This is a genomic window from Pacificimonas sp. ICDLI1SI03, from assembly GCF_054740865.1.
This window is the reverse complement of the sequence record NZ_JBSQAU010000001.1, coordinates 1,001,844-1,028,834: the sequence shown is the minus strand read 5'-3', so window position 1 is coordinate 1,028,834 and position 26,991 is coordinate 1,001,844. Positions and strand designations below refer to the sequence as shown.

Here is a 26,991-nt window from a genome sequence, read left to right as displayed (position 1 = left end):
CGTTAGGCGGTAGCCTGAGCAGCCTTCCTCAGCACATAATCCAGCGCTGCACCGCCATCACGGAACAGCCCCCTCGCGACAAGCGCATCCGCCTGCTCGCAGAACCGATCCGCCTGGCTGTAAACTTCGGTGTTCCGCGCGGTCCAATTGTCGGGCGCGCTGGCGATGACAGGCTCAGCCGCGAACGTCATGGGATCCATGCCGGGAATGGCAGGCTGTGCCGCGCCCAGAAAACCAAGATGCTTGGCGTACAACGCGCCAGGTGTCGGATTAGAGGGATGGTCTTCAGCCCAGAACGCCATCGACCGGTTGATCCAACGGCCGAGCCGTAGCTCGTCCAAGATACTGCCTGCCAGGTCGCCCAATGTGGCGAACAGTCGGTTTCCGTCCTGCCGCAGGCTCTGGATGATGCCATAGGCAGGCATATCATTCTGCGGGTGCCCCTTGACCACTGGAGCGGATCGCAGGGCAGGGTTGTAGCTCGCCACCACCTTTTGCAGATCGGCCGCTGTGATGCCCTTCGATGCGGACGTTCCGGCGCGGAATACCTCAATCTCACGCATCGAACCGCCGTGGCGATTTCGAGTCCGTAGAGGCGTCTGTGGCGATATCCGGCCCACCGGTGCCGCTAAGGTCCTCATCGGCGCTGTGTGGGGCTTCCTGAGCCGTTTCTCGCACCTTCGCGAGCGTCGCCTCCGCGTCCCTGATGATGCGAGAGACATCCACCGCACCGGCGGCGCCCTTCATGACGGCAACGATGAAAGTTTCCGCTAGCCCGACAGACGCTTCGAGGCGCTGGATACGATCCCGCTGATTATTGATCGCCGTGATCATGGTCGTGGTGTTATCATTCATCTCGGGAAGAAGCTTGTCGACACGCGCTTTCTGCGCATCCAGTTCCTTCGCGAGGGTGGCCGGATCGATCATCTGGAACTCTCAACTCTATATGGATTGAAACCGAAGCTCAGGCCGGTGAGGTCCAGGCCTTTCAGGTACTGGTTCGTCTGCTCGATGCCGGTCCTGATCTGGGATAGCTGATCATTCGCTTCGTCCTGAAGCTGCGTCTGCTTGACCGCCTCATCCAACTGACGCTGCGCCTCGGACACGATACCTTCGCCCGTCGTGCGCGCCAGATTGATATCCGATGCAAAGCCACCCGCCGTGCCGAACGCATCCCGCGACGTGCTGACGAGGTTCCTGAGCAGCCCCGCAAGCCGATCCGCTGCGCCAGCCTGCCCTTCCTCCGCCGCAGCGCGCGCCGCATCTATCTCCGTCAGAAGCTGATCGCGCTTTTCAACGCTCGATCCCTGGAACAGATCGCCGAACGACAGATCGTCGAGGAAGTCCTGAATAGACCCCACCTGCGTCCGCAGCAGCTGCTCCTGAACCGCCAGACGCTCCTTGTTGTTCTGTTCCTCCAGCGCCACCAGATCGAAGCCATACTGCCGCCCTATACGCAGACGCTCGGCCATCTGGCCTTCAAACTCATTGATAGCCGTCTCGAACGGGTTAAGGATGCCCGCCAGTAGCTCTTCGATAGCCTTAACCTTCACAGCCTCCTGAACGGCGCTGTCAATGTCTGACGACGACCTGAGGGCCTGCGCCACCTTCTGCGATATGCCAGTGATCGCCCCGTCGCTGATCCGGTCCGCAAGGGCAAAGGCAATAGCCGCCGCGCTATCATCGCCAAAGCCGCGTGCGCCGTTATCACCCTTCAAACTATCGCCACGCGTGTTCACCCGGAACTCGCCGCCGCGCGTACCGATGGCGGTAATCCCGCCAGCCGTAAGCGTTCCGCCAAGAGCCTGCGCGATCTGCTCAAGGCCCGTCGTTACTGCGCTGCCCAGATCACCGGCTGTTCCGTACCCAGCCGTGTCCGCGCCGCCGATGCGCGCATTGCCGGGGCCGGTGATGACCGCCCCTGCCGTCTTGTTGCCCTTCAGAAGGCCGCCAATGAGGCTGCCACCAATGGCACCTACAATGGAACCGACAGGGCCAGCAAAACTACCGAGAGAACCAAGAAGTTCACTTCCCAAGGCGCCGCCCAGGGCGCCACCGAGAGACCCGCCAAGACTGGAGCCGCCGAGAATACCGCTTACGCCTGCACCGATAGCAGCACCGCCAGCAGCACGGCCTGCAATCTGCCCCAGACCGCCAGCGCCACCCTTAATGCCGAGGGCGCTGGCAATGTCGCCGCCAATATCCTTCAAGCCGTCCTTAAGTGGGTTGAATATGTCTTTCAGGCCAGTGACAAACGGGCTATTTTTCCCGCCGAATACATCTGCAAGAATGGTCGCGAAGCCGCCGGTACGCCCACCAATCGCCGTGAAGTCGCCCGACTGAGACCCCTGGATGAGGCCGACGAGAACCTGCAACGCGTCGCCTGCCGTACCGCCGATGATCTGGCCAATCGCTTCCGCGCGCGCCAGTGCTTCGCGGTTGAACGCCGCGCCAGCCTCTTTGCCTGCAACACCGAATTCATCCTTTAGGGCCACGTCCAAGGCTTCGAGCCGGGCCTGCTCCGCACCTTTGCGGAATTGCCCTGCCTGTCCCGCGCTGATCTCGCCACGCTTCAGAAGCTTGTCGATCAGTTCGAGTTCTTCACGGTAGTTTTCTGCGGCTGCCTGGAGCGGGGTGTAGGCATTCGTGAGCCGGTCGACCTCTGCTGCGAATTTCGCGCGCTCCGCCTGTTCCAATGAGCGTGCAAGGTCATTCATCGACCTGTCGAAGGCCAGCGTCTCGGCTGCGGCTTTCTTCGCTGCAGCGGCTGCCTCACGTTCCGCCTTGGACAGCTTGTCGACCGAAAGCTTCGCCTTCTTGGCTTCCTCCCGCACCGCAGTCGTGTCACCGGCAAGCGCCCGCAGTTCCTTGTTGAGCCTCTCGCTGTCGCGGGATGCCAGCACCGCCTTCGAAGCGTATTCGTTCACCTCGCCCGCGAGCTTGGCGAATTCCGGCCGATCTTCGGCAAGGCCGCGCAGTTCCCGGTCCAACGCCTGCACATTGCCGCGCGTCCGGTCGAGAATGTCTTTCAGTTCCTTGTCGAACGCAGCGGCGAGAGCCCTTTGCTTCGATCCGGGGACACCTTCACGAGCGCTGTAATCGAGCGCCGAAATCGATCCCTGCCCAGCCTCACCGACAAGGGACCGCGCCTGTCCGGCAAGGTTGCGGATCTCCGCATTATTCGCAGCAATCGCTTCGATGCGGGTAAGGCGCGCATTCGCAATCAGCGCCTCGTTCTGCTCTTTCAGCTTGCCGGTCGTCAGGTCGATGAACTGCGCAATGTCGGACTGACGCTTGGCGAATTCGGTCAAACCTTCCTTGGCCTGGTCCGCAGCCTTGTCGGTGTCGAGGAGACTGCTGACAAGCGCGCCGCCGGCCGCTGTGGCGATGAGCAATGCGGACCCCCACGGACCTGCCAGGAACGACGCAACGGTCCCGATTTTCCCGCTCAGCCCCGACATGGCGAACGCCAGCTGCCCACCTTGTTGCGCGAAAATAGTCATGGGCGGCGTGCCAAGCGCGAACCCTTGCGCAATATCCTGAATCTGAAAGCTCAGGTTCGCCATGGAGGCGCGTTGCTGGCCCACGGACTTCGTGACGGCATCTACCGCCTTTCTGGTGCGGACAGACCCTGCTGCCATCCGGTCGCTGGCAGCGTCGAGCGTACCTAGAGCGGCGGCCGCCTGCTTGCTTTCCGTCGCTTCCTTCTGGAATTCCCGGCTTAGCTGATCGACCGTCGTGCCGAGTTTCTTCGTCTGCTTTTCCGCCGCCGACAGCTGCCCGACTAGGCCGTCGGTGCCATCCGCCTTGAAGCGTACCGAGGTGACGAATTCACTCATCGCACCGGCCCCTGCCAGAACGCGTCGGAAATCAGTTCGAGTTCGGTGCGGTCCTCCTCATCGAAACCAAGGAAGGGGCGCGCAGGAATGTTCACTTCCCGCGCAAACACCATCCCGCCATCGGCGCCGCTGAAGACCAGGAATTCGCCGTTCTTGGGAGTGATTCTCGCCCCAAATTGGTGTGTGGCCGCGTAGCTAGCGCTTTCCGCCTGCGCATCCGAGCCGACCTCCGCAAAATCATTTCCGATGTTTGAGGTGATCGATCTGCGCAGACGGCCACGGTCGACGAGCGTTTGGCCATTCTGTTCCTGCGCGCGCCGTGACGGCTTCCACGGCCTTCCTCCCGGCCCGCGCCCACTTTCAAAACGCAGCCGGACGGAATCCTCGATGTAATTCGCAGCCTGGGTGAAAAGCGGCCTCAAGTCCTCGCTGTTCTTTGCCATGCCGCGCAGGGCTAGGCTTAACCCGCCATCATCGAAGGTGATCTTCACGCCCATCTACGCCGCCAGTCCGACGCGATGCGACCGCACGACCCCGAACCCGCTGCTGCCGAGCGGCTCACGGTGCGGGAAACGAAACTGATCCCAGTCCGAGTGCATGTAGCTGATCCGGCGCCCCGCCGACCGATGCGGTTCCATGACTGCGGGACGATCAGCCGCCGCGACAAGGTGCATCAGCGCAATGGCAGCGTCACCATGGCGGCCCCGCTTGCCGCTCCCGCGACCGATCTTCGGAATACCGTTCACCAATTCGATGGCGAGCAGATCTTCCAGAACATCCGCATCGCGGGGCAGGTGGAGCAAGCCATCGGTGATCTTCGCCCGCAGGCGCGGCATGTGAGCGAGATAGAATTTCTCTGACAGCTTCACGGCCTCGACACGGCTTTCACCCCAGCGCCGCACGAAGTTCTCTCCGATGACAGCGCCGTTGCCGGTCGCGTCCAGCTTGGCAGCGGCAAAGCGGGGGATCGCGCCTGCAATTCGGTCCAAAATGTGTTGCTGTTCGACGTAGGGGACATTTGAGAGTTCGACGATCAGCGGGACGTTGATGCGCGCTGCATCGGTGTCCTGCCCTACGGCAATCACGCTTAGGTCGTGCGAGCGGCCGAAATCCTGTCCGATGTAGCTGCAGCGGTCCTGCGGCATAGCAGCGATGACAGGCATCACGTCGGCGTCGAACCAACCATTGATGCGGTCAAACCTTTCGCTTTCGGACAGGGCCGTGAAACCGTCTTTGAGGCTCAGCCGCGCCATGCGTGCGCCGACGGAGATCATCGCCCGTTCGATCTCGCTGCGCAGGAGATATTGAACCGATCCGGCCTGCGGGGTGCAGTCATACTCCTCCGGCGCGGCGGGACCGGCCTTAGCCCGCAAGCCTGCCTCCCACTGGCGCTCTTTCTCCGGCGTCCATTCCTCCCGCTTCACCAGACAAATTCGGCGGAACAGCCCTTCGGAAATGGCGTCGGACAGGGTGACGCGCTGGACCAGAGCATTGCCGCGCTTCCCTGCCCGAACCTCTTCGATCAACCGCACAAACGGGTTTTCCGCACCCTTGTGTGTCGAAACCACTCGCAGCGACCCGCCCCACATGGTGCAGGCATCCGCCGCCGTGAGAACTTCATCCAGATCGTCCAAATGCGCGGCCTCGTCGATCAGCACGTTACCCTTCGAACCTCGCAGCGACCGCGCCGCGCCGGTGTGGCCGTAAATGGCATTACCGCTCGGGAAGCCGAGCTTCAGAACCGTTTCGCTTTCGAAGTCTGGCTCAGCCAAGGCCAATGCATAATTCAGTTCTGCGAAGGCCTTCGCTTCGGTCAGAAACTGCTTTGCCAGCCGCTCGGTAGGTGGCGCGTAATGGAAATTCCGACCGCCATCCGACTTGCTCATCATCGCCGATAGGGCAGCTTCGGCAGCGAAGGTGTAGGTAATTCCGATCTGCCGGGATTTCTCCACCACGAGCATGTCATGCGTCCGCGCCGCGCTGATCGCGCGCTGCTGGTACGGAAGGAATAGGGAAGGGGTCTGCCTGGCCATGCTTCGCATGGTAACCGAGCGGTAAGTGTCTGTAACGCCTACGAACCGTGACGATTTAGGGCAAAACGTGCAGCGGTGGTGGGGGACAAACGCAAACGGCGTGCGATTTCGCCTAAATCGACCCCCTTCGCCTCCAATCTAGGTACCTCGACGCAGGCAGGACCGGGACGTTTCGGAATCCGCAGCCAGTTGCCCCCGTACTCGGCCTGGAGGGCGCCGGCATGTTCACCGAACTGGATCCCGAACCGGCGCGCAACGTCGGATCTGCTACCGGGCATAGGGACATAGAACCGATTGCCGCCATAATGGGCGACAAGGCTGCGAAAACCTTCCTCGCCACACAGATCCCGCAGTTCCTGTGCATTCCCGACGAAGCTCACGACCTTTCCCCCTCGATAGTCTGAGAGGGAAGGAACTGTTGCGGCAAGCCGAGCATATCCGCCGCAGCGAGCGCCCGTTCCCGGTAGAGGGTATGGCTGTGCTTGTGTTCGACCTGTCCCTGCACCTGCATCATTCGTGAGTAACGAGGGGAGTGCATCTCCACGAGGCGCAGCAGATGCTTGGCCCGAACGTCCGCAGCTCGTGGGTCATTGCTGGCTTTCTCCAGCGTATCTAGAACCTCGCCAATGCGATGCTCGGCCCATGCCTCCCTTGCGATCTCGTACCGCTCGGCAAGCCCTTCCTCTCGTCGTGTCCAGCCAAGGAAACCGGGAAGGGTGGGCATTCCCTCCCCGGTCAGGATCTTGGTGATATGCTCGCCCTCGGCCACCCTCGCCAGGATATCATCCGCGAGTTCCGGCGTGTAGTGAACCGGGGGTTTTGCCTTTGCCCTGGCCATCGTCCTATCCCTGCCTGAACGTGTCTAGGGCACGGTCCAGAGCGTCCGGCCATTCACGAGCCGGGAACAGGTCTTTGAAGTCACGACCATCGCGGACGGCCAGCTTCGAGAATGCCGTCGGGTTCCATATCGCGCCAAGCTGGGGAGTTTCCCGATAGTTCTCATTTGCCGGGTTCGTCGACCACCGCCTGCACTCCTGATCCTTCGCCAGGCTGAGCGAGAACATTGGTTCCAGCAGGTTGCTCACCATGGCTTCGGCTTCGATCTCGTATTGTGCGTAGAGCGCCTGCCAAGAGCAGTTCAGGGCGGTTATGCGCGCATCGGAGCGCACTCCCTCGAGGTCGATGATCTTAGCCTCCAGAGCGGCTATCTGGCCTTCAGCGCGAGTGGTGGCCGCGCGTAGCGGTGCAGCCTCTTCGCGGTGCTTGCGGACGGCTTCACGGTCGCCAGTGAGAACCTTACCCAACTTGGTGAGCAGATTGCCGCCAGCCGCAGCGTCGGGGTTGGCGATCAGTTCATCCAGTGCCGCATTGCTGGCATCAGGCGTGTTGCCGGGATTATGTTCGCGTACGGCGTTGAGGCGGGCGGCCAGGCGGTCCTTGTTGACCTTCAGCGTCTCGAGTTCGGCTTTGGCGAGGGTCAGGTTCCGGTCGGCGTCGTCGAATGCCTGGACGGCCTCTTGCGCTGTCCTGGCAGCCTTCTTGTCGGCGATGATGTTCGTAGTCATGTGGTGATGCTCCTAGGCTCGCGAAGGGGCGATCTGCGGACGGCGAGCGCGTCCGAAGTCGGTAAGAAGAGGGGAAGTAAAATCACGCTGATCGGTCCGGATTTGATCAAGTATCCGGCAGCCCGTTTGCAGCCGTGATTTATGGGTGGTGCGGGAAGGTGTTTGAGCACTTCCAAGCAACTTCGAAATAAACTTGATAAGAGACATTATGTTAAATTGGCCGAGCGCTGGACGTGCGGTTCGGGAGCCATGCCCGTTCGCGCGCGCGTGCGAGGTAAAGCGAGAGGCCGGAAAGGTAGGTCTATCCCATCCCCTTGCTGCCCACGTCAGGTTGAGCGGAGTTGCGACCCGGTCAGTCGTCTGCCCTTTTCCCCGACCGGACACTTCGGACCAATGGACACCCTCTAAAGAGGGTTGTCCGAACTGGTCCGAGACTTGTGTAGGTGGTCCGAGGAATGGTCCGGGGCTTGTCCGAGGGTATCTCATTTTCGCCATATCCAATCCCCGTAAAAATCAATCAGTCCTAGGGCTTGAAGCCGCTTTTTGATCCGATCAAAGTTCCGGCGAGCCGTGTCCGTCTTTACGTCCGCGCCTTGTCCGAGTTTTGCGATGCAGTGGTCCGAGACTTGTCCGAAGGGTGCAAAACGGCCCAATTCGAGACCGCTCAGCTGGCTGGCGGGAACGTCGGTATTTGCGCCTGGAACACCATCTGACTTGGCAACCTCGCCGATGACGTCCCAGACAATCCGTTGAATGTCAGTGAGCCTTGAGATGGCTTTGAGTTTCGGATCGTTCGCGGGGTTCATGTCGACATCGGTCGGCTGGACAATGCAGGAGGTGACATCATCGCCATCCTCGTCTTTGCCGAGCTTTACCTGCCTCAGGTCGAACAGGATCGGCTCGCCAATCTCGGCGTCCTTCTGTTTTGTAAAACGTGCGCGTTTGGTGATGCCTGCCTCGACTAGGATAATGGCATCAGCGCCACCCTTGAGGCTGCTATGGCCACGAGGGTCTTCGGATTCCTGATCTTTAGGTCGATGGTGAACTACGATCATCGACGTCTCGAACTCGGATTTAACGCGCTCGCAGTTGGCCATGTAGATGGCCATGTCGTCGGTGTTTTCCTTACCCGCGCCAAATGTCTTGGAGAGCGTGTCGATTACAACCAGAGCGACTTTCCCGAATCTTCGTTCAACTGACGAGATGGCATCCATCAGGCGCGGCAGGTCAGCATTGGGATCCTGCAGGTTTACCGGTGCGGGTATCAGCGCGAAGGGTATGTTCTTGACGCCATGGTGCTGGCGGAAAGCGACAATTCGGTTGCGAAGGCCGTTCTGGCCCTCTGCCCCTATATATACGACCGCTCCGCCATTGACCTTGCGCCCATGCCAATCCCAACCCAGCGCGACATGCATAGCCATGTCGAGCGCTAGGAACGTCTTTCCGCTGCCGGGGTGGCCGTAAATGACTGAGAAGGCGTTGGCCGGAAGAACACCCTTTATGATCCACAAAGCGATGAGGATGGGGCCTACATCGTCTGCGAATTCTATCGGCAGTGGGTTTGATCCAGTCTCACGGCGGTCTCTCTCGCTGCCTTCTTCGCGTTCGTCTGGAGATGAAGCGGGGTAAAGTTCCGAGATGCCAGCGGTGTCGATGTCCATCATCTATGCCTCCAGGTGTCAGCCCAGTCGGCGCCGGGGGTGTCTGGAATGCGGAGGGCAACCTCTTTGCCTGCATCGGCCCATTGCCGCGCGCAGTGACGGCCTGCATCGATGCCGGCGTCGTCATGGTCCGCGAATATCGTCAACGCTTCGATGCCGGGAAGGGCAGGTAGCCGCTTAATCCCGCCTGCAGTCGCCATCGCCCAGACAGGAGCAAATCCCGCCTGGAGGAGTGCCAAGCCGTCTTCGACACCTTCGCAGATGCCGAGCCCCGATGTTACGTCCGCAGAGTGCGTGAGCATGATCGCGCCGGGGTCGCCGAGCATCTTGCGCCCGACTTTCCCTCCATCTTTATCGATGGCGGTGCGATGAATTCCAGAGAACTTGCCGGTGATGGGATTGCGCATAATCGCCACCATCGAGGGGAGGCGAACACCTTCCCCGAACATGCATGCGGGGTGGAAACGAAGAACTCGATCTGCATCAGCAGGAATATCGACGCCGCGCTGTTCTCGAAGGTACGGCTCAACGAGCGTCCCCCATAGAGGCTGGGTTTCTTTCGCTACCTCGAGGGCGAGTTTACGCATTGCTTGGCGGTGCAAATCGCGAGCTTTTCGCGCCTTCTCCGCTGCGGCGTGATCGACAACAGTCGGTCGACGCTGCGACCCGTTAAAAGCAGGCAGGATACCAGCACGCCGATCTTCGTCCTTCAGGGCGAGCGGATCTGCGCCGTTAAAAGAGTGGTACAGCACATTGTCCGGCGCCCCTGGCGCATCGCGCACGGTGCATCCCCGGTCGCGCGGGCTGTGGCCTGGAGTGGCAAAGCTGCCCCAGCTCCCATGCCAGTCGCCACCGCGACGGCGCGTGATTGCTTCTGCCAGGCTCACGTCTTTGGTCCCGCAAGAAGCAGTTGGTTAAGAACACGCCTGTCCTCGCGTTCCTGCATCCGATCATTGGCAAAAAGAGCGGGATCGAACAGGGACTCGATCTGATTGCGGAGAATATCGGCAATCTGAGCGGGGGTTAGTGCTTCAAGCTGGCATGTGCCGCCCGACCATGATTTCGCCCTGCTGTCGGAATTCTTCGCAGGTGAAGTTGGCAAACGATATTCAGCGACTTGTTCAGCCGTCAGGGCAATGCGTCTGAATTCGCAGCTGACCATGCCGTGCGGCCGATCTGCCTCCACGAACTCGGTTACGTCTTCTGCAAGCGCGTCGTAAATGCTTTCACCAGACGGGTCGTAGTCGCCCAGGTGCATGATGACGGCATGTTTTCCGCGCCTGCAAATACGCTCAGCAAGCCCTTTGCGCGCTGTCGTGCTGTCGAACCCCGAGGTTGAGAAAACCGGAACAGAATAGGGTTCTGTGACCTTTGCCAGCTGTTCGATCATCCCCTTCGCTTCGCACCAGACTTCTGCGTGAAAGGATTGCCCAGCCAACATGTCGCGACGATATCGACGGGCCTCAGCTTTGTATGATGCCAAGAAATCGTCGGTGCTTGCATAGTGACTGAAGTGGATCGTCGTGACGCCGTCATCGCGGATCGCCTCGAACGGAATATATCGTCCGCGTCGTGCCAGATTGAGGTGGTGGCAAATGCGGCCGTAATTGCGTTCAGTCTTTTCCGCGCCGTAGGCTGCGACCAGACGATAGAATATCTGGCGACAGGTCAGTGGCCAATGCTCACGGTTTGCCTCGAGGATTTCATCGACCTGTTCCAGCAACTCGCGCGTGCGGGTTTGGGGGGTGTAATTGACAATGTATCCGCGTGGTCGAGTGGTTTTACGGCTAGCTGTAGAAATGCTCATCGAGCACCACCGATCTTCGCGAACGGCTTCCAGCCGATAAACAGAATCTCCCGACCACTAAGAGCGTATCGGCGAAGCAGAGGACCGCGCGCTGCAGCGAGCATTTGCCTAAAATCGGCGCTGAATGCGGGCTTGCTTTGGCCGGTGTGAGGTTACCCTGCATAGCATCTTCCTGTGGCAGGGGTGCCTCGGGTGATTGCGAGGAGGGCGGTGTCTGCCTGGGCATCGCCCTTTTTCGTGGGCGCGCTCCAGCATTCTGGGGATTTCGGGTGCCATGTCTCCGCGCGCTGGCGGTCACGGCACAAATGGGTGCCAACGGTCATAATTAGATCTCACTTCGTTTGGCCGTCCGATGGTGGCACCCTCGGTGTTTGTTCACAGCCGGTCCCTATCGGGACACCGGAAGGCCAGGTTGATGATCAGTTCGTCTCCACTTCGGCGCTGAATGCGCGGTCCATTTCGGACTTACGGAAGAAGAGGTTGCCACCCTTTTTACGACATGGGATCTCGCCAATTTCGGCGAGGTGATAGATCGTGCGCATAGGCAGTCCCGTATATTCTGCAGCTGCCTTCGCGCCCCTCAGCAAATCGTTTCCAAGCATCGAGATTTCCATATGATTGCAAGTGCGACGTTGCATTCATTAACTTTGACAAATCCTACTTGCAAGTGCTAATCGCAACTTTGCATTTATCGTTGTCAGGTTCCGATGCTCACCTTTGCCCAGACCGACCAAATCATCGCGCGCCTGAACGCGATCAAACCGAGCAGTCGCTCGGCATTCACGAACCGTTTGAAGAACTTTCAGCGCATTGGCTTTCCGAAAGGAACAAATACAGGGCGAGGGAAAGCCGCGGTTTACACCAGCGTGCATCTTTTAAAGTTGGCGATTGCGGTGGAGTTTTTACAGGTAGGCATTACCCCATCAGTTGCTGCCGCCGCTGTTGAGGAGGGCTGGCCTTCGATATCGCTAAGCGTTTGCATGGCGGCAGAAGTCTGTCGGCACCATCCCATTTATGTTGCTCGCGAAGACCGCCTTTTCCTCATCTCTCAGCCTAATTCGCTTCACGACATGACACTTTACTCGCGAGACAAAGATTTCAAGAGCCCCTTGATTTTGCCCGTGTCTATGCTGGATCTCGTAGAGGATATTGATCAAGATCGAGTTGTAAGTAAAAACGCGGAAGGAGACTTGCGTCTGTTCCAATTCCGTCGCCGCCTTCTAATTGATGCTACAGATTTGATTAATGAGGCCATGTATCTTTGTGATGAGGTATTCGGCTTTAGCGGGACTGGAGCGTTTATCGATGCGCTGCATGAAGATGTTGTGCATCATCTAGACACCGATGATGCTGCTGAGTGGAAGCGACTGAAAGAGTCGTGAGCATCCGCAAGCGATCCTGGACCACCAAGGGCGAGACGCGCGCCGCGTGGGTCGTGGACTATCGGGACAGCGGCGGCAATCGACGCTCAAAACAATTCAGCCGGAAGCGTGATGCAGAAGCCTGGATGACCACTGCCGCCTGGGAGGTGGCCCACGGCATCCACACGCCGGACAGCGCAACAGTGACTGTGCATCAAGCAATAGACCTATGGCTCGCCCGCTGCCGCGCCGAGGATCTGGAACGCTCGACTATTCGTGCTTACGATTCCGCCGCGCGCCTCCATGTGGCGCCTCTGCTGGGTGCGGAGAAACTATCCAAACTGACCCGGCCGCGCGTCGAGGTGTATCGCGATAGTCTGGTAGAGACCCGCACCCGCGCCATGTCATCGAAGGCGCTACGTGCGCTGTCATCCATACTGGATAATGCTCAGCGTCTCGGACTGGTCGCCCAGAATGTCGCCAGAGACGTTAAGGTGCGTCAGCCGAAGCGTGATCGCAAACGCATCGAAATTCCGTCCAAGGACGATTTGCGGGCGCTGATCAGCAAAGCCGACGGGATGATGGAGCCGCTTGTCATGGTGGCGATATATTGCGGCCTACGGGCATCGGAACTGCGCGGGCTGCCCTGGCGGGATGTCGATCTGAAGAAAGGACGACTGCGCGTCACCCAGCGTGCCGACGAATGGGGTGTGATAGGTTCACCGAAGAGCGATGCGGGCGCGCGCGAGCTTCCGATGCCTCCCGGCTTAGTGCAGGCGCTGAAGGTCTGGAAGCTCGCATGCCGGCCTTCAGATTTGGATCTGGTATTTCCCAACGGGGCAGGGCGGCCAGTAGCGCATAACAACCTTGTGCGCCGCCAGTTCGGCCCGCTCAAAAAGCTCGCCGAGGTTCCGCAGTCATATGGCCTGCATTCTCTCCGCCATGCTGCTGCGTCGCTCTGGATCGAGCAGGGCCTCGACCTAAAGCGCCTGCAAATCTGGATGGGGCATTCATCGGTCCAGGTGACCATCGATACATACGGGCACCTGTTCAGCGACGAGGTAAAAGATCAGGCCGTCGCGGCAGCGATGGAAGCGGGTCTGGGGAGCTAAACGCAACATAGGTGCTGCATAGGGAAACATTTCCTAGCTTTTACAAAGGCGTTTTTAGGAATCATAATCCATGTGTCGGGGGTTCGAATCCCTCCTCCGCTACCATCGCGAAAATGCCCGGCGGCAGAAGTCCCGCCGCCGGACATTGTAAGGGTGTCGCCGTTCAGAAGCGGTCGGCGTTCATCACCTTCGTCCATGCAGCGACGAAATCGCTGACGAACATTTCATCCGCATCGGCAGAGGCATAGACTTCCGCCACCGCGCGCAGTTCGGAATTCGATCCAAAGATCAGATCGACAGGCGTCGCCGTCCATTTTGCCGTGCCGGTGGCGCGGTCCGTCCCCTCGTAGAGGCCCGGAGTGCCCTCGGACTTCGCCCAGACCGTGTCCATCGTCAGCAGATTGACGAAAAAGTCATTGGACAGATTGCCGGGGCGGTCGGTGAGCACGCCATGTGCGGAATTGCCCGCATTGGCACCCAAGACGCGCATACCGCCGACCAGCGCGGTCATTTCCGGGACCGTCAGGTTCAGATTGTCGGCCGTGTTCACCAAGGCATCCGCAGGAGGAAAATAAGCGTCCTCCGTATAGTAATTGCGGAAACCGTCGGCCTTTGGCTCCAGATAGGCAAAGGACGCCACATCGGTCTCGGCCTGTGTGGCGTCGACGCGGCCCGGGGTGAAGGGCACCGTAACGCTGTGCCCTGCCTTGCCAGCGGCTTGTTCAATCGCTGCATTGCCGCCCAGCACGATCAGGTCGGCCATGGAGACACGCTTGCCGCCCGTTGCGGTGTGATTGAAGTCAGCCTGAATGCCTTCCAGCGTGGACAGGACCTGCTCCAGTTCATCCCCGTCGTTCACTGCCCAATCCCGTTGCGGTTCAAGACGCAGGCGCGCGCCATTCGCGCCGCCCCGCATGTCCGTGCTGCGGAAGGTCGATGCAGAGGCCCAGGCGGTGCGTACCAATTGCGGTGTCGTCAGGCCGGAGGCGAGGATGGCGTTCTTCAAGGTCGCCACGTCGCCCTCGTCAATGACGGCATAATCGGCCTGTGGCAGCGGATCCTGCCAGGAGAAGGACTGGGTGGGTACGTCCTTACCAAGGTAGCGGCTTTCCGGTCCCAGATCGCGATGCGTCAGCTTGAACCACGCGCGGGCAAAAGCCTGGGCGAACAGGTCGGGATCATCCTGCCACCGTTCCAGAATTGCGCGGAATTCCGGATCGCGCTTCAGGGCGATGTCGGTGGTGAACATGATCGGTGCATGCGTCTTTCCGGGGATGTGCGCGTCCGGAACCATGTTGGCCGCGGCCGGATCCGTGGGGATCCATTGCGTGGCGCCGGCCGGGCTCTTTGTGGTCACCCAATCGAAGTTCAGCAGATTATCGACATATTGCGTGGTGAACTGGGTCGGGGCGGAAGTCCATGCACCCTCAAGGCCGGAGGTAATCGTATCCTCGGCATTGCCCTTTCCGCACTTGTTCTGCCAGCCGAGACCCTGTTGTTCCACCCCGGCTATCGTCGGCTCGTCGCCCAGACATTCGTCGGGCTTGCGCGCGCCATGGGCCTTGCCGAAAGTGTGGCCGCCGGCGATCAGGGCCAGCGTTTCTTCATCGTCCATGGCCATATTGCCGAATGCCTTGCGGATGGCGGCAGCAGCCGAGACGGGGTCATGATTGCCGTTCGGCCCCTCTGGATTGACGTAAATCAGGCCCATCGTCGTAGCTGCCAATGGCCCTTTGATGTTGCCGTCAGCGCCCGTGCGTTCAGACGCCATCATCTTTGTTTCAGGACCCCAGAATACCATGTCGGGCTGCCACGCATCGATGCGGCCGCCGGCAAAACCAATGGTGTTAAAGCCCATATCCTCAAGCGCGACATTGCCGGCCAGGACCATCAGGTCGCCCCAGGACAGTTTGCGGCCATATTTCTGCTTGATCGGCCATACCAGGCGCCGCGCCTTGTCGAGGCTGACATTGTCCGGCCAGGAATTCAACGGATCGAAGCGCTGCTCGCCGCCATCGGAGCCGCCGCGACCGTCGCCGACGCGGTAGGTGCCTGCGCTGTGCCACGCCATGCGGATGAAGAAGGGGCCATAATGACCATAATCGGCCGGCCACCAGGGCTGCGAGGTCGTGAGAACCGTGCGGATATCCTCCTTCACGGCATCGAGATCGAGCGAGGCAAATTCTGCCGCATAATCATAATCCGACCCATAGGGATTTGACTGAGCCTCGTGCTGGCGCAGGGCCGTCAGGTCCAGGCGTTGCGGCCACCAGTCCTCATTCGTCATGCCGCCGGGTTTCACCCCTGTAGGTTCGCCGGACTGGCTGACAGTTTCGGCTTCTACCTGAGCGTGCGCAGAAACCGACATTGTCGAAATCGCGCTGCCCAGCAGCATTGCTGCAATCACCCGCTTGTGGCCTTTGGTCATGATTTATCCTCCTGTTATTTTTTCGGACCTTTTGGGGTCCACGCTTCTTCTAAGTTCTGACGCTGATTTATTCTACGAATGAAACTTCATCAGTATAATCTATAAAAGCGATTAGCGTGTAATTTTGGATCAGCGCCTATGCCTGACGCCGCTTTAGGTCTGTCATCTGCGCAGCTTGTCTTTATGTCAGGCGGGACAGGGCCACGGTTCGAGAGACATTTGTGTGACCACACGAAATCAGACTGCGTTTCTGCCGCTTAAGGCTGCCGGTACCGACACGGCCTCTGATCAGTTGGGCGAGCGACTGTTCCAATTGGCTTTCGCCCTCGTTCAGTGGCCGTGGCTCTTAAAGAGCCTTTACGGTGGTACGAAGGCCAGCAAGGCGGCCTTGCTGGAGAAGATTGGATTGCCGGAGACTGCGTTGCCGCATCTGGGCAGCTGGAAAGCGGATACGTTTTTCCTGCACACCGTCGTCGACATCATCATCAGGGACAGACCGGCGGTTGTCGTCGAACTAGGGTCAGGTGCGAGTTCGCTCGTGATCGCGCAGGCGCTGAAGCAGAATGGTGGCGGCCGACTGGTCAGCTATGATCAGCACGCCCCCTTCGTCGCAGAGATGTCGGTCTGGCTGGGGGAATATGATCTGCACGCGGATTTTATTCATGCGCCTCTCGGTGTGCGCGCCTCACCATGGCCAGGTCGATGGTACGATTTGAGCGGGGTTCCCGATAAGATCGACCTGCTGATCGTCGACGGCCCGCCCTGGACCGTCCACCCCTATGTAAGAGGAGCGGCGGAGCAACTGTTCGATCGGCTTGCCCCCGATGGCACCCTGCTGCTGGACGACGCGGCGCGGCCCGGCGAGCGGATCATCACGCGCAGGTGGCGCCGCGACCACCCGGGTGTCGAATTTCATCTGGACACGGGGGGTGCCAAAGGCACTTTGATAGGTACGGCCCGCCTGGGATAGGTGCGGGAGGCGGAAGATTTTTGGAGGCCACTGGCATCTCCGCTGCTGATGTTCGCCTTGGGGAGCGGAGATGGCGCAGGTGTGGATATATGGATCCCGGCCAATGTAGTTTGCCGGATAGGACGTAATTTCCCTAACGAGCTTGCGGTTTTCTGAACGGGCGGCATTATGAGTTTCGGAGACAGCCGCCGCCTGCAAGGGCAGCTCGCGTTTAATGGGGAAGAAATATGTTCGTTCGTGCCGTGGGAATCGCTGCGCTTCTGCTTGCGGGCGCCGGCTCGCCTGGTGCCGCTTTGGCCCAGTCGGCGGAGGTGCCGAGTGCGTCAAGCGCGGCGCTGATGCAGGAAGTGACCAAACTGGCAGCAGGCGCGGGTGGCGTCATGGGGGTTGCGGCATGGCGGCTGGACGGCACCGGTCCGAAGCTGCTGCTGAACGCGGACCAGGCGTTCCCCATGGCCAGCACCTTCAAGGTGGCTGTCGCAGGACGCATTCTGGAAATGGTAGATGAAGGCGAGCTGACGCTGGACCAGATGATCGGGGTGGACCCCGGGATGCATGTCGCCTCGGAAGTCATCGCCGACAGGTTCGTCCATCCCGGCCTGTCCATGTCGGTTTATAATCTACTGGAGCTGATGCTGACGCAGAGCGACAATACGGCCACTGACGTCCTGACCGCCGCCGCGGGCGGGCCCGCCGCGGTGACGAAATGGGTTCGCGACCAGGGGGTCATGGATCAGCGGATCGACCGGGATACGGCGGGGCTGTTGCGCGAATTCTACAGCCTGCCCGCAACCGGTACGTTCATGGAGGCGTATGAGGCAGCACCGGACAAGGAAGAAATGGGAGAAAAAGCCTATTTGCCCAATCCGGCGTTCGATGCGGATCCGCGCGATACCTCCACGCCGTCCGCCATGGCGACTTTGCTGACGCGCATTTTCAATGGTGAGGCGCTATCCGCGGAAAGCACGCAGGTCATTGCGGGGATCATGGAACGGTGTCGCACCGGCGCCGGGCGGCTGAAGGGACAATTGCCGCCGGAGACGGTTGTCGCGCACAAGACCGGCACGATCGGTGGAACGGTAAATGACGTTGGCGTGATCACTTTGCCCCGTGGCGATCAGTTGGTGATCGTGACGTTCGTCAAGGAGAGCGCAATGCCGCCGGCGGATCGCGAGCGGGCAATTGCCGAGGTTGCGCGCGCGGCCCATGATTATTTTCTGTTTACCGCCCCGCAGAATTGAATCTCTGTAACGCGCCTGGGCTCCATTAAACACGCTATAACCGGAATGCTCAGGCCCGTTCCGGTTTCGTGAGACCCGCCCTTTCGAGTTCAGGGCGTAACCGCCCCGTTAGCCAGAGTGCCCACATGCGAAAGTCGGCGTAGATCGACCAAAGCGGGTATGTGAAGGTAGCGGGCCGGTTCTTCTCGACGCCGAAGTGGGCGATCCAGGCGAAGAAGTACCCGGCGAGCGGGAGGGTGATCAGAAGCCACCAAGTGCCTGTCGCCACCGCCGCGACGGCGAGGATGACGACCAGGCTGGTGCCGAAATAATGTAGGGCGCGTGTGCGAGGCCGGGAATGTTCCCGCAGGTAAAATGGCCAGAATTCGCCGAACGTCTTGTACTCGCGTAGCATCGCGCCCCGTATCCTAGCCGTTTAGTTCGCTCTTCAAGCTTATTTCGCAGTTGAGCAGTTTGGATATGGGGCAATTCGCCTTTGCATCCGCGGCGATCTTTTCGAATTCGTCCGCATCAATACCGGGGACGCTGGCAACCAAAGCCAGGTCGGACTTTGTTACCGAAAAACCGTCGTCGCCCTGTTCAAGAGTCACGGCGCATTTGGTGTCGAGCCGGCCGTTTTCATGCCCGGCCTCGGCCAGCTTGAAAGATAAAGCCATCGTAAAACAGCTTGCGTGCGCGGCGGCAATCAGTTCCTCGGGGTTGGTGCCGGGCGCGTTTTCGAAGCGGGTGTTGAAGCCGTAGGGCTGTGCGTCGAGGGCGCCGGACTCCGTCGAGATGTGGCCCTTGCCGGACTTTCCAAGACCCTCATATCGTGCGGAGGCGGTGTTGACTGTCATGGGCGTGATCCTTTTTCGGGGGCAGGGTGTGAAGGGTTAACGCCCGAGGGGCCGGACAGTTTCGGCGAGTTAGAGAAGCGGGGCCGCCAAGCGGGCAACGCCCTCCAAATGTTCGCGAACCACGCCGGGCCTGTGCGGTCCGATCTTGGACCTGGCCTGCAACGCGGCTGTCCAGTCAGCCACGATCGCAACGTCGTCCGGATTGTAGAGGACGAGGGTCGCTTCCCGGTTCAGGAAAAGGCTGCGAAAATCGAGATTGGGAGAGCCGACGAGCGCGGCATCGTCCGCGATCACCGCTTTTCCGTGCACCATGCCATCAGCGTAGCGATAGATCCGCACATTGGCCTTTTCGAGCTCTCGCAAATAGGCGCCGCGCGCGAAATCGGCGATGCGGTGGTTCGATCTGGAGGGGACGAGAATGCGGACATCTACTCCCCGCCGCGCAGCGAGCTCCAGTGCGCGGGCGATTGCCTCGTCCGGAATGAAATAGGGTGTGGTGATCCAAACCCGCTCCCGCGCCGCGAAGATGACCGACAGGATCAAATCGAAAAGCACCTGATCTTCGGCATAGGGTCCCGATGGCACGAGTTGGACGGAGGAGCTGCCCATCCGCTGAAGGGGCGGGGACGGGGCTGGGAGGGGTGAACCCTTCGCATCCTGCCAGTCGGCGCGGAACATGGCGGCATAATCGAGCGCCGCCGGCCCCTCCAGGCGGAAGGCCAATTCTCGCCAGCGTGCCTCGTCGGGACCGGGGCCGAGATATTCCTCGGCGATGTTATAGCCGCCGGCAAGAACCTGCCGCTCGTCGCAAAGCAGCAATTTTCGGTGGTTGCGGAGGTTCGGACGACCGCGGAACGGCAACCGCCAGATGGGCGAGAAGCGGATCGCATGACCGCCCGCGCGGCGCAGCGGGGCAAGCGATTTTTCCGGCAGGAAGAGTGAGCCGGCGGCATCGACCAGCAGCCGGACGTCTAGGCCCTGTTCGGCGCGACGGCCCAGCGCCTTCAATACTTCGCCGCCGACGGGTCCGTCGCGCAGGACATAGGTTGCCAGCCAGACGGACTTTTCCGCCCCCTCGACCATTTCGATCAGCGCATCCCACGTTGCGGTACCATCGCCGTGAAAGACGATCCGGTTGCCGCCGGAAACGGGCGGGACGCGATAGCTGGACAGCAGCGCGGCAGCGGGGCCGGGGGGCAGGCCGGACGGAACCTGGCTCCTGCTGATTTCCGGAAGCATCTTTCGCTGTGCTGTCCGGCTGAGCCCGAAGAGAAGGAAAAGCGGTAGGGCAACATAGGGAAGCAGCAGGATCGACAACAGCCAGGCCATGGATGCCTGCGGCGCGCGCCGTTGCCTGAGGAGCAGGCTGGTCGCCATCACCACGCCCAGGGTCACGATGACGGCGGTCACATGGGCAAACAGGAAATCCATGGACTTTGTTTATTCCTCCCCAGGAGGCCCGAGCGATGTTCCTAGCTGGTGATGCGGGTATCCAGAATGCGGGCGTTCGTGCCGCCCTTGCCATCGGTATCGAAACGGATACGGACTTCGACATCCTGCTGACAGGCGCGGAAATTCCAGATTTCCGACCAGCCACCGGTAAAGCGGGCGCCGCCAATGTCGGGGCCGAGCGCATTGTCGGTCGCCTCGATACGCGTCGCGCGCATTCCGACGCTGGACACGTCGCAGCCAGGCTGGCGCGCCCGCGCCTTGTCGAAAGCTTCGGTCGCGGCCAGTTCGCTCGTTTCCTGCATCATCGTCGGGGTGGCGATGGACTGACCCCGGTTGACGATCAGCATGATGTGGCCGCCATCCGCCTCCAGCACGTACAGGTAACGAAGGAGCGGCGTCTGGGGGCAATCCGTTTCCGCATAGAAGGTCCAGGCGCCAACGAACGCCTCCTCCAGAATACCGTTCGCAACGGTGCGGTCCGCGACAGCCGGCTGCAGACCGTAAAGCCGCATTGTCTTGGGGGGATTATCGCAAACCCGCGTGGTCACGGAAAAGCGCGCGCGTAGCAGCGCCTCTTCCTGAAGGTCGGCAAGGGTGGGCGCCAGCGACGATGCCTCCTCCACTTTTTGCGAAAACCATTCGACAGGCTCGCCCGGCACCTCAGTCGTGGCCTGTGCATGCGCAGGGCCGGCGAACGATATGAGAGAAAGAACGAAGGGAAGGGCCCATTGGCGTGCGCGATTACAAATCATGGCGCTACTGATAAGCGCTCCGATACCGTCGGTCGAGACCGGTGCGGCAAATCGGATGGAGGGTTGGCATGATCCGCCCCGCTGGCGCATAGCCATGCCATGGATGACGTCAGCCCGCCGCTTGGCATCGTGGAAGGATATTTCGGCAAGCCCTGGTCGTGGGACGAGCGGGCGCATGTCGTGCGGACCCTTTCACCCCATGGCTATTCGCGTTTCATTTATGCGCCGAAGGGCGACGCCCATTTGCGTCGCGACTGGATGGCGCCCCACGTTCCGTCTGAGGCAGCCGCAATCAGATCCTTTGCCAAACTATGCCAGCAATTGGGTGTCGAGTTCGGCATTGGTCTTACCCCCTTCGAACTTCATGCTGACTGGAATGCCGCTGGCCGCCGCAAGCTGATCGAGCGGACGGGAAGGCTGCTGGATCTGGGGGCGGTACACATCGCCCTGCTGTTCGATGACATGCGCGGCGATTTCGAGGATCTGGCGGCGGTGCAGGCAGACATGGCCGCTGCCGTCGCGGAAACTCATCAGGTACGCATGAGCATATGTCCCAGCTATTACAGCGACGATCCCGTGCTGGACCGGGTGTTTGGCCAGCGTCCGGAAAATTACCTGCGCGGCCTGGGGCATGGACTGCCGAACGATGTTGGCCTGTTCTGGACGGGGCCGGAGGTTTGCAGCCGGGAGATTTCCGTGGGCCATATGGACCGCGTCGCGCGCGAGATGGGCCGGAAGCCGTTATTGTGGGATAATTACCCGGTGAACGACGGCCCGCGCATGTCGAACCATCTGCACTTGCGCGGATTTACCGGGCGCGGCGACATAGGGGCCCTATGTGCGGGGCATTTCATAAACCCGGCATTGCAGCCGAACCTGTCATTATTGCCTGCGGTGACGCTCGCCATGGCGTACCGACAGGGCGACACCTACGACTATCTGGCGGCGACCCATGCCGCTGCAGCCCTTCTATATCCAAAGGATGTAGGCGATGCGCTGATGGCGGACCTGCTGAGCCTGCAGGATGCGGGCCGGGAAAGACTGAACCGCGAACGGCTGCTGCAAAAATATGCCGCGTTCGACCATCCCGCCGCGCAGGAAGTGCGACAGTTCCTGCAGGGATATTATTCGACGAGCGCCGAAGAGGTGCAAACGCAGTAAAACCACACGGCGAATAGGAGACGAGCTTCATGGCCGACAGCTTCCACATCGGTTTCCTGCCCTACAACGGCATGACTCAATTGGACATGACCGGTCCCGCTCAGGTGTTGGGGCGGATGCCGGGTGCCAGCCTGCATTTCATCGGCAAGACGCTGGATCCGGTGATCGGCGATCTGACACTGGCGTTCGTGCCGACAGTCACGTTTGCAGACTGCCCCCGGCTGGATATGATCTGCGTTCCCGGCGGCTTTGGGTGCACTGAGGTCATGCGGGATGCGGCGGTACTCGACTGGCTGGGCGAGCGTGCGGAGACGGCCACATTGGTGACGAGCGTGTGCACCGGCTCCCTGATTCTGGCGGCGGCGGGTCTGTTGCGGGGGAAGCGCGCGGCGTGCCATTGGGCGTGGCGTGACAGCCTTTCGCTGTTCGGCGCCATCCCGGTGGCTGAACGCGTGGTCGAGGATGGCAAGTTCATCACCGGCGGGGGCGTCACGGCGGGGATAGATTTCGGGTTTCGCATCATAGAACGGCTGAGAGGGCGCGACGTAGCGGAAATGGTGCAACTGGCGCTGGAATATGATCCGGCGCCGCTGGGTGGCGGAACGCCCGAGACTGCGCGCCCGGAAATTGTCGCCGCGGCCAACGCCGCGATGACGGGCAAGGGAATAGCGGGGCGCCTGGCGGACGTGGCGGCGATCGCGCGCGGCGCTAACGCCCCTTCTTCTCCCTGAGCCGCGCAACGAGGCCGTCGGCGTCGAGAGGGCGGGCGAAGAGAAAACCCTGGCCAACTTCGCAGCCGGCAAGTGCAAGCGCCTGCTTCTGTCCCTCCGTTTCGATTCCTTCCGCGACGGTGGTCATGTTGAGGGCGCGGGAAAGCGACAGGATGGCGCGGACGATGTTCTGACTGTCCGCCGATTCGAGCATGCCATCGACGAAACTGCGGTCGATCTTAAGAATATCGATGGGGAGCGTTTGCAGATAGCTGAGGGATGAATAGCCGGTCCCGAAATCATCCATGGCAATCATGCAGCCGAGCGCCTTCAGCCGTGCAAAGACATGGCGCGCCCGTTCGGGATTGCCGACAATGGCGCTTTCCGTCAGTTCGATCTTCAAGGCAGTGCCGGGCAGGCCCGAAGTGGCCAGGGCGGTTGAGACCGCTTCTACAATATCGTCGCGAAGCAACTGAACACCGGATACATTTACGGCCAGGTGGATATTCTGCGCCTCCAACAAGTCGCCGCGAATCTTCGCCATTTGCGTGCAGGCCTCCTGCAGCGCCCAACGCCCCAGGGGGACGATCAGGCCGCTCTCCTCGGCAATGGGAATGAACTCGTCGGGCGGGACAAGGCCACGTTTGGGGCATTTCCAGCGTGACAGTGCCTCCACCCCGCAAATCATGCCATCGCGCAAACTGACAAGAGGCTGGAAGGCGAGGCTAAGCTCTCCTGCGTCGAGTGCGCGGCGCAGATCCGTCTCCATGGCGAAGCGCGCGCGCGCCTTCGAATGGTCCTGCGCCTTGTAAAGTTCGACGCCGCTGGCACCCGCGTTGCGCGCCTGCGTCAGCGCGAAATGGGCGTCGCGCATCAGATCCTCCATCTTCGTCGTTGACGAGATGGTGGTGGCGATTCCTATGGTGGCGCTGGCGTGCACCTCTCCGCCAGACAGCTGGAACGGGTCGACCAGTCGGCGTTGAACACGCGCAATGATGTCGCGGGTGTCCATTTCGTCCGTCAGGCCGGTCAGCAGCATGGCGAATTCGTCACCGCCCAGGCGGGCGAGGCGGTCCGACCCGCGAATGCATGAACTGAGACGCCGCGCCAGCGCGATCAGGAATTCGTCGCCGACGGTGTGGCCGAGGCTGTCATTGATACGTTTGAAGCGGTCGATGTTGAGAAGAAGGACCGCCACCTCCCTATCTTCGCGCTCTGTCAGAGCCGTTTCGACCAACTCGCTGAATTGAAGTCGGTTTGGCAAACCTGTCAGATCATCGCTGAGCATCGTCATGCGAAGATGGGATTCTGCCTTTATCTCACTGGAACGGTCGCGGACGCTGACCAGGACATATCCGGAGCGGACGGCCAGTTTTGCCGAGAAATAACGGTCCCCGCCTGTCGATTCGTCCTCGGGTTTTACGGTCCAGGCGAGTTCGCCCGTCGGGACGGCACCCCCGGCCAGGCAGGAAGCTATGTAGCGAACAAGGATCCGACATTCGTTGAGCAGCGGCACGTCCGGAATTGGCACACCAGTCAGGCTCTGCGCAGACCGATTTGCCCAGCGGGTGAACGTTACATTCACTTCCGAGCAGACGGGTGTACCGCCGCTACCCGTGCGGAACAGCAAAAGGCCGAATGGCAGGGCGTCAGCAACGTCGCGGTCAGCAAGAGTCAGACCCATTTCGGGTGCGGGCGCATCCAGTTGCGCCAATCCGCCTCTTATCAGTGCACCTGCCATTGCACCCGCCTAGCCCGCCGGCGCTTAAGAACGCGTTACCTTTAAGGCCGCGTTATCCGTCAAATCGGTTCGATTTCGGGAAACCCATCGGCGGCAGACGCCCGGCGGACCCACGGCTGCCGAGCCATGGCGTCAGGTCCGGCTCCGACCGTGTACGACCACTGTCACCGCCCATCGCCCAGCTGAGGCCATCCTCTTTTCTGAGCGTTGTCACGTCCGACAGACCACCATCCTTGTATCGTTGCAGCATCACACCCTGTCCGCGCTGCATCTGTGGCAGATCGACGAGGGGGAATATCAGGAGTTTTCGATTCCGTCCGATAATGGCGACATGATCGTCGGTCGGGGGAATCGGGCGCACCGCCTTCAGCTTTGCGCCGGGCTTGAAGCTCATCAACTGTTTGCCCTTGCGGGTTTCCGCGACAAGATCGGCGGCCGCCACGGCGAACCCACGGCCATCACTGGCGGCCAGAAGATATGATGAGGCCTCGCTGGCGACGAACATGGAGGTAATGCCAGCGTCCGCGTCTATGTCGATCATCGCACGTACCGGCTCGCCGAACCCACGGCCGCCGGGCAGCCGGTCGGCCCCCAACGTGTAGAACCGTCCATTATCCGCCGCGACGATCACCTTGTCGGTCGTTTGCGCGGGGAAGCCTTGCGCGAACTCGTCACCTTCCTTGAATTTCTGTGCGGCCAGCGTGTCCGCGTCGATATGCCCCTTCATGGCACGCACCCAGCCGCGTTTCGACACGACGATCGTGACCGGCTCGCGCTCGATCATCGCCTCCAGCGGAATGTCCTGCGTGGGCCCCGCAGCCTCGATCAGCGTCCGCCGGCCGTCTGCGAATGCCTTTTTCAACTCGGAAAGGTCATCTTTCAGCCGGCGCCTTTGCAGATCGTCGGATCCAAGCAATTCCGTCAGCTCGTCCTTTTCGGCGCGTAGTTCCGCATCCTCGGTGCGAAGCTGCATTTCCTCCAGCTTACGGAGGCTCCTGAGGCGCATGTTAAGGATTGCCTCGGCCTGGCGGTCGTTCAGCGCGAATTCGTCCATCATCACGGCCTTCGGCTCGTCTTCCGTGCGGATGATCTCGATGATGCGATCAAGATTCAGATAGGCGATCAGATAGCCCGCGACGAGCTCCAGCCGATCTTCGATCTTGCCCAGGCGGAAGCGCGTGCGCCGCTGCAGCATGTCGAACTGGTGCCGTATCCAGGCGCTCAGCACCTCGGCCAGAGACATGACGCCGGGCGTCCTGTCCTTGTCGAGGACATTCATGTTGAGGCCGAAGCGAACCTCCAGATCGGTCATCTTGAAGAGGCTGTCGACCAGCACCGCCTTCGACACGTTTTTCGACCGCGGCGTGACGACGATGCGGGTATCCTCCGCACTTTCGTCATTCACATCCTCGAGGATCGGCAGACGCTTTTCATTCACCAGCGCCGCGCACTGCTCGATGATTTTCGAGCGCAGCACGCCATAGGGGATTTCGGAAATGACCAATTGCCAGCGCCCGCCGCCAAGATCCTCGTACGGAATATCCCGTTCGCCTTCCGACGCGGTCTTGTCGCCGGAGAACTTACCGCGCACGCGGAATGAACCGCGCCCGGTTTCATAGGCGCGCCGGATCGTGTCCTCGTCCTCTGCCAGGACGCCGCCGGTCGGAAAGTCCGGCCCCTTGATCTTCTTCAGCAGGCGCGCGGTGGTCGCGTCGGGATTGTCGATCAGGATTTTCGCCGCGTCGGCGATTTCGGCAACATTGTGCGGCGGGATGTTGGTCGCCATGCCGACCGCAATACCCGCAGATCCGTTGGCGAGCAGATTTGGGAACAGGCCGGGAAAGACCTCCGGCTCCTCATCCTCGCCATTATAGGTTTCGCGGAATTCGACCGTGCCTTCGGAAAGGCCCTGCATCAGCGCGGCGGCGGCGGCGGTCAGGCGCGCCTCGGTATAGCGCATCGCCGCTGCATTATCGCCGTCGACATTGCCGAAATTGCCCTGTCCGTCGACCAGCGGATAGCGCAGGGCAAAGGTCTGCGCGAGGCGGACCATGGCGTCATAAACGGACTGATCGCCGTGTGGATGATACTTACCGATCACGTCACCGACGACGCGCGCGCACTTCTTGAAGCCGGAACCCGGGTCCAGCTTCAAAAGGCGCATCGCCCACAGCAAGCGGCGATGAACAGGCTTCAGCCCATCCCGCACGTCGGGCAGGGAGCGGGCGGTGATCGTCGACATCGCATAGACGAGATACTTCTCGCTAAGCTCGTCGGCGAATTTGCGGTCGATAATGTGGGGATCGTTCTCGTCGAGCATAA

Annotated in this window: 25 protein-coding genes; 7 read left to right on the top strand and 18 right to left on the bottom strand. The window is 60.7% G+C overall.

What is annotated here, in order from left to right; genetic code table 11:
* Positions 1 to 2: 2 nt before the first annotated feature.
* The 5 genes from ACSMXM_RS04900 to ACSMXM_RS04880 are packed head-to-tail and all read right to left on the bottom strand — an operon-like array spanning position 3 to position 5,872.
* Positions 3 to 563: a hypothetical protein gene (locus ACSMXM_RS04900; protein ID WP_460314469.1), complete on the bottom strand. Its 561-nt coding sequence runs from the start codon at positions 561 to 563 to the stop codon at positions 3 to 5.
* Complete coding sequence (locus tag ACSMXM_RS04895) at positions 556 to 927, bottom strand: hypothetical protein (protein WP_460314467.1); 372 nt, start codon at positions 925 to 927, stop codon at positions 556 to 558. The genes ACSMXM_RS04900 and ACSMXM_RS04895 overlap by 8 nt, the downstream gene beginning before the upstream one ends.
* Positions 924 to 3,839: a phage tail length tape measure family protein gene (locus ACSMXM_RS04890; RefSeq protein ID WP_460314465.1), complete on the bottom strand. Its 2,916-nt coding sequence runs from the start codon at positions 3,837 to 3,839 to the stop codon at positions 924 to 926. Before ACSMXM_RS04890 ends, ACSMXM_RS04895 begins: the two co-directional genes overlap by 4 nt.
* On the bottom strand, positions 3,836 to 4,336 hold the full coding sequence (locus ACSMXM_RS04885; RefSeq protein ID WP_460314463.1) for a phage virion morphogenesis protein: 501 nt from the start codon (positions 4,334 to 4,336) through the stop codon (positions 3,836 to 3,838). Before ACSMXM_RS04885 ends, ACSMXM_RS04890 begins: the two co-directional genes overlap by 4 nt.
* Complete coding sequence (locus tag ACSMXM_RS04880) at positions 4,337 to 5,872, bottom strand: terminase large subunit domain-containing protein (RefSeq protein WP_460314461.1); 1,536 nt, start codon at positions 5,870 to 5,872, stop codon at positions 4,337 to 4,339.
* Positions 5,873 to 6,093: 221 nt separating this feature from the next.
* On the opposite strand from ACSMXM_RS04880, the gene ACSMXM_RS04875 reads away from it, so the two are divergent.
* Positions 6,094 to 6,276: a hypothetical protein gene (locus ACSMXM_RS04875; RefSeq protein WP_460314459.1), complete on the top strand. Its 183-nt coding sequence runs from the start codon at positions 6,094 to 6,096 to the stop codon at positions 6,274 to 6,276.
* Here the strand turns inward: ACSMXM_RS04875 and ACSMXM_RS04870 are convergent.
* The 6 genes from ACSMXM_RS04870 to ACSMXM_RS04845 all read right to left on the bottom strand — a co-directional run bounded on the left by ACSMXM_RS04870 (position 6,249) and on the right by ACSMXM_RS04845 (position 11,507).
* Positions 6,249 to 6,710, bottom strand: a complete 462-nt coding sequence (locus ACSMXM_RS04870) for a terminase small subunit-like protein (protein WP_460314458.1) — start codon at positions 6,708 to 6,710, stop codon at positions 6,249 to 6,251. The two genes, ACSMXM_RS04875 and ACSMXM_RS04870, sit on opposite strands and share 28 nt — an antisense overlap.
* Positions 6,711 to 6,714: 4 nt before the next feature.
* Positions 6,715 to 7,437, bottom strand: coding sequence for a hypothetical protein (locus tag ACSMXM_RS04865; protein ID WP_460314457.1), 723 nt, complete (start codon positions 7,435 to 7,437; stop codon positions 6,715 to 6,717).
* Positions 7,438 to 7,919: 482 nt separating this feature from the next.
* Entirely contained in the window at positions 7,920 to 9,101 is a 1,182-nt protein-coding gene (locus ACSMXM_RS04860) for an AAA family ATPase (protein WP_460314456.1), read from the bottom strand.
* Positions 9,098 to 9,985: a DUF7146 domain-containing protein gene (locus ACSMXM_RS04855; RefSeq protein WP_460314454.1), complete on the bottom strand. Its 888-nt coding sequence runs from the start codon at positions 9,983 to 9,985 to the stop codon at positions 9,098 to 9,100. Before ACSMXM_RS04855 ends, ACSMXM_RS04860 begins: the two co-directional genes overlap by 4 nt.
* Positions 9,982 to 10,905, bottom strand: coding sequence for a hypothetical protein (locus ACSMXM_RS04850; protein WP_460314453.1), 924 nt, complete (start codon positions 10,903 to 10,905; stop codon positions 9,982 to 9,984). The genes ACSMXM_RS04855 and ACSMXM_RS04850 overlap by 4 nt, the downstream gene beginning before the upstream one ends.
* 419 nt (positions 10,906 to 11,324) lie before the next feature.
* Positions 11,325 to 11,507, bottom strand: a complete 183-nt coding sequence (locus ACSMXM_RS04845; RefSeq protein WP_460316357.1) for a helix-turn-helix domain-containing protein — start codon at positions 11,505 to 11,507, stop codon at positions 11,325 to 11,327.
* A gap of 105 nt (positions 11,508 to 11,612) precedes the next feature.
* Between ACSMXM_RS04845 and ACSMXM_RS04840 the strand changes: the two genes are divergently transcribed.
* Positions 11,613 to 12,287, top strand: coding sequence for a hypothetical protein (locus tag ACSMXM_RS04840; protein WP_460314451.1), 675 nt, complete (start codon positions 11,613 to 11,615; stop codon positions 12,285 to 12,287).
* Positions 12,284 to 13,378: a tyrosine-type recombinase/integrase gene (locus ACSMXM_RS04835; protein ID WP_460314449.1), complete on the top strand. Its 1,095-nt coding sequence runs from the start codon at positions 12,284 to 12,286 to the stop codon at positions 13,376 to 13,378. The genes ACSMXM_RS04840 and ACSMXM_RS04835 overlap by 4 nt, the downstream gene beginning before the upstream one ends.
* Positions 13,379 to 13,541: 163 nt before the next feature.
* Here ACSMXM_RS04835 and katG read toward each other — a convergent pair whose 3' ends face one another.
* Positions 13,542 to 15,806, bottom strand: a complete 2,265-nt coding sequence (katG, locus tag ACSMXM_RS04830) for a catalase/peroxidase HPI (protein WP_460314447.1) — start codon at positions 15,804 to 15,806, stop codon at positions 13,542 to 13,544.
* Between the two features lie 223 nt (positions 15,807 to 16,029).
* Between katG and ACSMXM_RS04825 the strand changes: the two genes are divergently transcribed.
* Positions 16,030 to 16,776 (top strand): class I SAM-dependent methyltransferase, encoded by a 747-nt coding sequence (locus tag ACSMXM_RS04825; RefSeq protein ID WP_460314446.1) that lies wholly within the window; start codon positions 16,030 to 16,032, stop codon positions 16,774 to 16,776.
* Between the two features lie 227 nt (positions 16,777 to 17,003).
* Positions 17,004 to 18,017 (top strand): class A beta-lactamase, encoded by a 1,014-nt coding sequence (gene bla / locus ACSMXM_RS04820; RefSeq protein ID WP_460314444.1) that lies wholly within the window; start codon positions 17,004 to 17,006, stop codon positions 18,015 to 18,017.
* A 49-nt stretch (positions 18,018 to 18,066) separates the two neighbouring features.
* Here the strand turns inward: bla and ACSMXM_RS04815 are convergent, their stop codons facing one another.
* The 4 genes from ACSMXM_RS04815 to ACSMXM_RS04800 form a co-directional block, all read right to left on the bottom strand.
* On the bottom strand, positions 18,067 to 18,411 hold the full coding sequence (locus tag ACSMXM_RS04815) for an Mpo1-like protein (protein ID WP_460314443.1): 345 nt from the start codon (positions 18,409 to 18,411) through the stop codon (positions 18,067 to 18,069).
* A 13-nt stretch (positions 18,412 to 18,424) separates the two neighbouring features.
* On the bottom strand, positions 18,425 to 18,853 hold the full coding sequence (locus ACSMXM_RS04810) for an OsmC family protein (RefSeq protein ID WP_460314441.1): 429 nt from the start codon (positions 18,851 to 18,853) through the stop codon (positions 18,425 to 18,427).
* 69 nt (positions 18,854 to 18,922) lie between these two features.
* The gene (locus ACSMXM_RS04805; protein WP_460314439.1) at positions 18,923 to 20,284 is read right to left on the bottom strand and encodes a phospholipase D-like domain-containing protein; all 1,362 of its coding nucleotides are present in this window, start codon (positions 20,282 to 20,284) and stop codon (positions 18,923 to 18,925) included.
* A 41-nt stretch (positions 20,285 to 20,325) separates the two neighbouring features.
* The gene (locus ACSMXM_RS04800) at positions 20,326 to 21,057 is read right to left on the bottom strand and encodes a hypothetical protein (protein ID WP_460314438.1); all 732 of its coding nucleotides are present in this window, start codon (positions 21,055 to 21,057) and stop codon (positions 20,326 to 20,328) included.
* Between the two features lie 99 nt (positions 21,058 to 21,156).
* On the opposite strand from ACSMXM_RS04800, the gene ACSMXM_RS04795 reads away from it, so the two are divergent.
* Together ACSMXM_RS04795 and ACSMXM_RS04790 are read left to right on the top strand one after the other, a co-directional pair.
* Positions 21,157 to 22,218, top strand: coding sequence for a beta-N-acetylglucosaminidase domain-containing protein (locus tag ACSMXM_RS04795; protein ID WP_460314436.1), 1,062 nt, complete (start codon positions 21,157 to 21,159; stop codon positions 22,216 to 22,218).
* 29 nt (positions 22,219 to 22,247) lie between these two features.
* Positions 22,248 to 22,949, top strand: coding sequence for a DJ-1/PfpI family protein (locus ACSMXM_RS04790; RefSeq protein ID WP_460314435.1), 702 nt, complete (start codon positions 22,248 to 22,250; stop codon positions 22,947 to 22,949).
* Here the strand turns inward: ACSMXM_RS04790 and ACSMXM_RS04785 are convergent.
* Together ACSMXM_RS04785 and parC are read right to left on the bottom strand one after the other, a co-directional pair.
* The gene (locus tag ACSMXM_RS04785) at positions 22,927 to 24,669 is read right to left on the bottom strand and encodes a putative bifunctional diguanylate cyclase/phosphodiesterase (protein ID WP_460314433.1); all 1,743 of its coding nucleotides are present in this window, start codon (positions 24,667 to 24,669) and stop codon (positions 22,927 to 22,929) included. The two genes, ACSMXM_RS04790 and ACSMXM_RS04785, sit on opposite strands and share 23 nt — an antisense overlap.
* A gap of 52 nt (positions 24,670 to 24,721) precedes the next feature.
* Positions 24,722 to 26,989 (bottom strand): DNA topoisomerase IV subunit A, encoded by a 2,268-nt coding sequence (gene parC, locus ACSMXM_RS04780; protein WP_460314431.1) that lies wholly within the window; start codon positions 26,987 to 26,989, stop codon positions 24,722 to 24,724.
* Positions 26,990 to 26,991 lie beyond the last annotated feature (2 nt).